Origin of the sequence: Alteromonas sp. IB21 (genome assembly GCF_016405965.1) — a bacterium.
Lineage (GTDB): Bacteria > Pseudomonadota > Gammaproteobacteria > Enterobacterales > Alteromonadaceae > Alteromonas.
Genome location: NZ_JAEFCD010000011.1, coordinates 129,811 through 134,642, shown reverse-complemented (window position 1 = coordinate 134,642; position 4,832 = coordinate 129,811). Strand labels below are relative to the sequence as shown.

7 protein-coding genes are annotated in these 4,832 nt (G+C 42.7%); 3 read left to right on the top strand and 4 right to left on the bottom strand.

Going from position 1 to position 4,832, the window contains the following annotated elements; translation table 11 throughout:
• Positions 1-108: 108 nt before the first annotated feature.
• The 4 genes from rplI to JC525_RS09795 form a co-directional block, all read right to left on the bottom strand.
• Entirely contained in the window at positions 109-561 is a 453-nt protein-coding gene (gene rplI, locus JC525_RS09810; protein WP_012519953.1) for a 50S ribosomal protein L9, read from the bottom strand.
• A 26-nt stretch (positions 562-587) separates the two neighbouring features.
• Positions 588-815 carry a 30S ribosomal protein S18 gene (gene rpsR / locus JC525_RS09805; RefSeq protein ID WP_012519954.1) on the bottom strand — a complete coding sequence of 76 codons (228 nt, stop codon included), beginning with the start codon at positions 813-815 and terminating at the stop codon, positions 588-590.
• Positions 816-826: 11 nt separating this feature from the next.
• Positions 827-1,228 carry a 30S ribosomal protein S6 gene (rpsF, locus tag JC525_RS09800; protein ID WP_014951120.1) on the bottom strand — a complete coding sequence of 134 codons (402 nt, stop codon included), beginning with the start codon at positions 1,226-1,228 and terminating at the stop codon, positions 827-829.
• 144 nt (positions 1,229-1,372) lie between these two features.
• Positions 1,373-2,608, bottom strand: a complete 1,236-nt coding sequence (locus JC525_RS09795; protein WP_198815668.1) for a GAF domain-containing sensor histidine kinase — start codon at positions 2,606-2,608, stop codon at positions 1,373-1,375.
• A 270-nt stretch (positions 2,609-2,878) separates the two neighbouring features.
• Here JC525_RS09795 and JC525_RS09790 point away from each other — a divergent pair, with 270 nt between their 5' ends.
• The 3 genes from JC525_RS09790 to JC525_RS09780 all read left to right on the top strand — a co-directional run.
• Positions 2,879-3,166 (top strand): YebG family protein, encoded by a 288-nt coding sequence (locus JC525_RS09790; RefSeq protein ID WP_198815667.1) that lies wholly within the window; start codon positions 2,879-2,881, stop codon positions 3,164-3,166.
• A 185-nt stretch (positions 3,167-3,351) separates the two neighbouring features.
• Positions 3,352-4,134, top strand: coding sequence for an ABC transporter ATP-binding protein (locus JC525_RS09785; RefSeq protein ID WP_332874097.1), 783 nt, complete (start codon positions 3,352-3,354; stop codon positions 4,132-4,134).
• On the top strand, positions 4,134-4,832 hold a 699-nt coding region (locus JC525_RS09780), incomplete at its 3' end, for an ABC transporter permease (RefSeq protein ID WP_198815665.1). The genes JC525_RS09785 and JC525_RS09780, both read left to right, overlap by 1 nt.

Below are 4,832 nucleotides of genomic sequence, written 5' to 3'. Positions count from 1 at the left end.
CTTGAAGTTGTCATAAAGAAATCCTCTTTATGTCAACGTATTTCAGGACGGGACATACAAGCAAAAAAAAGCCGCTCTAGGAGCGGCTCTTTTCGAATACGTCAGCGATTACGCTTCAGCAATGATGATCACTTTAATTGAAGTGATAACGTCAGAGTGAAGTTGTAAGTCGATGTCATACTCACCAGTCTCACGAAGAGTACCAGTAGGTAGTTTAACTTCTGCTTTTTGTACTTCAACGCCAGCTGCAGTGATTGCATCAGCGATGTCACGAGTACCAACAGAGCCAAATAGTTTACCTTCGTCACCAGCAGGCGCTGCGATTGTAACTTCAGCAAGCTCAGCAACTTTTTCAGCGCGTGCGTTTGCAGCAGCTAGTTGCTCAGCGATCTTCGCTTCAAGTTCAGCACGACGTGCTTCGAACTTTTCAACGTTGTCTTTAGTTGCAGGAACCGCTTTACCCTGTGGGAAAAGGAAGTTACGAGCGTAACCAGACTTAACAGTCACTTGGTCGCCCAGGCCGCCAAGGTTGGCGATTTTATCTAGTAGGATGATATTCATCTTAGCTAACCCTTATATTCGCCAAATTACTTGTGTGAATCAGTGTACGGAAGCAACGCAAGAAAACGTGCGCGCTTGATCGCAGAAGACAGCTGACGCTGATATTTTGCGCTTGTACCAGTAATACGGCTAGGGACAATTTTACCGCTCTCAGTGATGTAGTTCTTAAGAGTAGCGATATCTTTGTAATCAATCTCAGTCACACCTTCTGCAGTGAAACGGCAGAACTTACGACGTCTGAAAAAACGAGCCATGGGTGATCTCCTTAAGCGTTGTCTTCAGTGGTTTCAGTTTTCTTTTCCGCGCGGTCTTGGCGAGGAGCAGAATCGTCACGACGCTCACGACGAGGCTCTTCTTTCATCATTGGAGAAGGCTCAGTCACAGCAGTCTTAGTGCGCATAACCATGTTACGTAGGATCACGTCGTTGAAACGGAAAGCATTTTCCAATTCGTCAACAGCTTCTGCAGATGCTTCAGCATTGATTAGTACGTAGTGGGCTTTGTGCAGCTTTTCAATTGGGTAAGCCAGTTGACGACGGCCCCAATCTTCTAAACGATGAATCTGACCACCGTCTTGCTTAAGAATTGTAGTATAACGCTCGATCATACCAGGTACTTGTTCACTCTGATCAGGGTGAACCATAAATACGATTTCGTAATGACGCATTATAGCTCCTTACGGTTGTAGCCTCGACAGTACAGCCGACTGTATGGAGACAAGGAACGAATTGGGATGGCTGTAAGGGCGCGCATTATACGCACACTAACAACGTTGCACAAGCATTAATCAACAGAGCCAGCGTATTAACAATTAATAAGACACGTTTTCGCGCACGTTTGAAAATGACGGGCTCAACGGAAAGGTAAATGTGAATTCCGTATTTTTAAAATCTGATGAGACTGTTATTGTTCCTTCGTGAGCACTCGCGATTTCGGACGCTATAAAGAGTCCTAACCCCAATCCCTCTTTTTTCTCGCTCTGTTCCTTGCGCCAAAAAGGTTGAAAAAGCATAGCCTTAGATTTGTCTGAAATCGCTGTACCGCTATTAGTTACACTCAATAAAAATTCAGTGTTATTGGTGATAACTTTGACGTAAATGGGATAAGCCTGATCACCGTGAATCAACGCGTTCTTCAACAAGTTAGACAGTAACTGGCAAACTCGTTTTTCATCACATACCAACTCATTTGCAATATCAATATGAATATTAATCGTTGCTTGCGGATTAGCCGTGGCCAATTCCTCAATTGTGTAATGTAGTTGCTTTGAAAGGTTATTTGATATTTCGAGTTTAACAGGCAGCCCTTTACCAACCCGACTATGGGTGAAATCCATTGCATCGTCTATCAGGCGGGTCATTCTTTGCACGCTATTTTTCATGCGCGAAACAGCTTTCAGTGCAGGAACTTGTATTGTGCTGGCTATCTCATTGTCTTTAATAATATCGTCTAGAAAATTAATACCAATTTGAATTGAGGACAAAGGCGTACGAATATCATGACCTAGGATAGCGATATATTGCTCTTGCAGGCGCGTCATCTTTTTAGCATCGTCAAGTAGAGCATGGGTTTGCTCAATATGGTCGCTTAACAGTATTTGATTTGAGATAAGTTTCGCGAACGCACTTATTTGGCCATGAACCCTTTCATTGCGTAGCTCTCTGGGCTCGGGATCTAGACCGCATAGGGTGCCGAAAAACTCGCCGTTTGCATCAAAAATAGGATAGGAGAAGTAACTTTCGAATCCGTACATTATGGGGATTGGATTTTCGCAGTATTCTTTGTCATCAGATGCGTGATTTATCACTATCTCTTTTCTACTCACGCGTACCGTTCGGCAAAATGTTGTGTCTATTTCTAAGTGATCGCCAGGTACTAGCCCAAAATCAGCATTATCTAAGACGGCGCACATGGTCCAAGCTTGCTCTGTTACCCTTGCGACACAAATGAAACGAAGCTGCAGGCTATTCGCCAATATTTGCATGATATGCGGAATGGCATCTATTGATGCTATCGCTTGAATATCTCGTTGAATTTCCTTGTGCATATCAGTCGCCTTATTAGTTCCTTTAGTGGGATGAAACAAAGCTATGTTTGTCATTCCTATCTAGCTTTAGGGTCGATGGCATTCGTTAATAACTAGCATACTGATTGAACCAACGAAGGTAATGTTTTACTCAAACAAAAGCGCTACTTAGACTAAAGCATGATACGCGAGTCTCTTATTAATATTAAGCAAAATATTTTCCTGCAACTGTTTATTTATACAGTGTTATACTGTACAGTTTTTGTGTCTTAAATAAACAGGGGACCTACCATGGCCATTACCACACAGTATGTTGTTACGCACAAAGGGGTAGAAAAATTGGTAACTACCGACAAAAAAGAAGCCGATCAGTACGACAAAATGCTCGAAGCAGCAGACAACTTAGCAGACTATATTCATGCTAAAGGCATTAAGCTAGAAGACAGGGTCGTGGAAGAATTGACCATTATGCTGTCGAAAAACAAAGATAAAGTTAGCAAGATATTCAAAGGCGCCACGGCTGAAAGCGTGCTTGAAGATGAGAGCGCAGAAGTGGTAAAGCTTCAGGCTAACGGCTAGCTAATTTTACGCTTTCCAATTTACTACGTTATTAGTATAAGCAAACAATAAGAGCAATTGCCGCTTTATAACGATGTTATTTGATAACATTACTATAAAGCGGTAACTTATTTGTGGGTGCGATGAACTGGCGGTTCATCTCTGCTTACTCTAATTTTAATACGTATAAACGGGTCGAGCGAAACGTGAATTTAAGTAGACAAAAGCAAAGGGGTCAACACAAAGACGTTGAGTGTACTACAGCTATTGACGTAACTAACTTGCAGTTTGCGTATTCGAAAGAAAGTAAGCCCATAGTCGATATCAAGAAGTGGCAGGTCCCGAAAGGAGAGCATGTATTTCTTTCCGGCCCCTCTGGTAGTGGTAAAAGTACGCTGCTCAATCTACTCTGCGGAACACTGACGCCATCCAAAGGCAAGATTTCATTACTAGAGCAGCCTTTCTCTTCTTTATCTAACCGACAAAGAGACAAATTTCGAGCGCGTAATATTGGCGTGGTATTTCAGCAATTCAATCTCATTCCTTACCTTTCTGTTGCGCAAAACATTAACGCTGCGGTTTATTTTGCTAACAAAGGGAACTACAAAAATAGTAAAGATGTTGCAGCTGCAACTTGTCAATTGCTGAACCGACTTCAGTTATCGGATAGTCTGCTAAATACCAAGGCTGACGCACTCAGCATTGGTCAACAACAGCGTATAGCGATAGCCCGTGCGCTTATTAACGACCCACAACTATTGATTGTCGACGAGCCAACATCAGCGTTAGACGCTGATGCAAGAGACAGCTTTATGTCATTGCTAAAAGACGTCGCGACTGACAGTACTATGATATTTGTAAGTCATGACGAGGCCATGAAGAGTTATTTCGAGCATCACTGTAGTATCTCTCAACTGAATTGCTCCCTCGATGACACCACCTTTTCCCTCAATAGAGATACTATCAAGTGTACGCAGGGGCGTTTGTAATGCTCAGCACTATCGCAATAGAAAGTTTAAAACGCAGAAAAACAACTGCGTTACTGACGCTTTTGAGTATAACTATCAGCATTAGCTTGTTACTTTGCGTAGATATAGTTCGTAACCAGATAAAGACAAGTTTTACCCGCACCGTCTCCGGCGTAGATCTTATTGTGGGTGCGCCAAGTGGACAGCTCAATTTGCTACTGTCTTCTGTATTTAATATAGGTACGCCAACAAAAGGTATTGACTATAAAAGTGTTGCTTCGCTCGAAATGAATAACCAAGTTTCTTGGCTAATCCCTCTCTCGTTAGGCGATACACATCAAGGATTTAGAGTTGTTGGCACGACTAACCGCTTTTTTGAGCATTTTAAGTATGGTGACATGCAGCATTTAGCCCTATCTGAAGGCGATGTGTTTAACCACCCTTTGTCTACCGTTATCGGATCTGATATCGCGTCAAAGTTAGGCTACAGCGTTGGCGATGAGATAGTCATTTCTCATGGCCTGGGTAATGTTTCGTTCAAAAATCACGACAACCATCCGTTTACTATTTCTGGGATTTTAGAAAAAACAGGCACACCTGTAGATAAAGCCGTATATGTTACCTTGCAAGGTCTTGAAGAAGCACACTCTGGCCCGCGACGGACACCTGCCTCAATACTGAGGAAACCGGCTGTCAATCATATCGAGACGTCCAAAGAG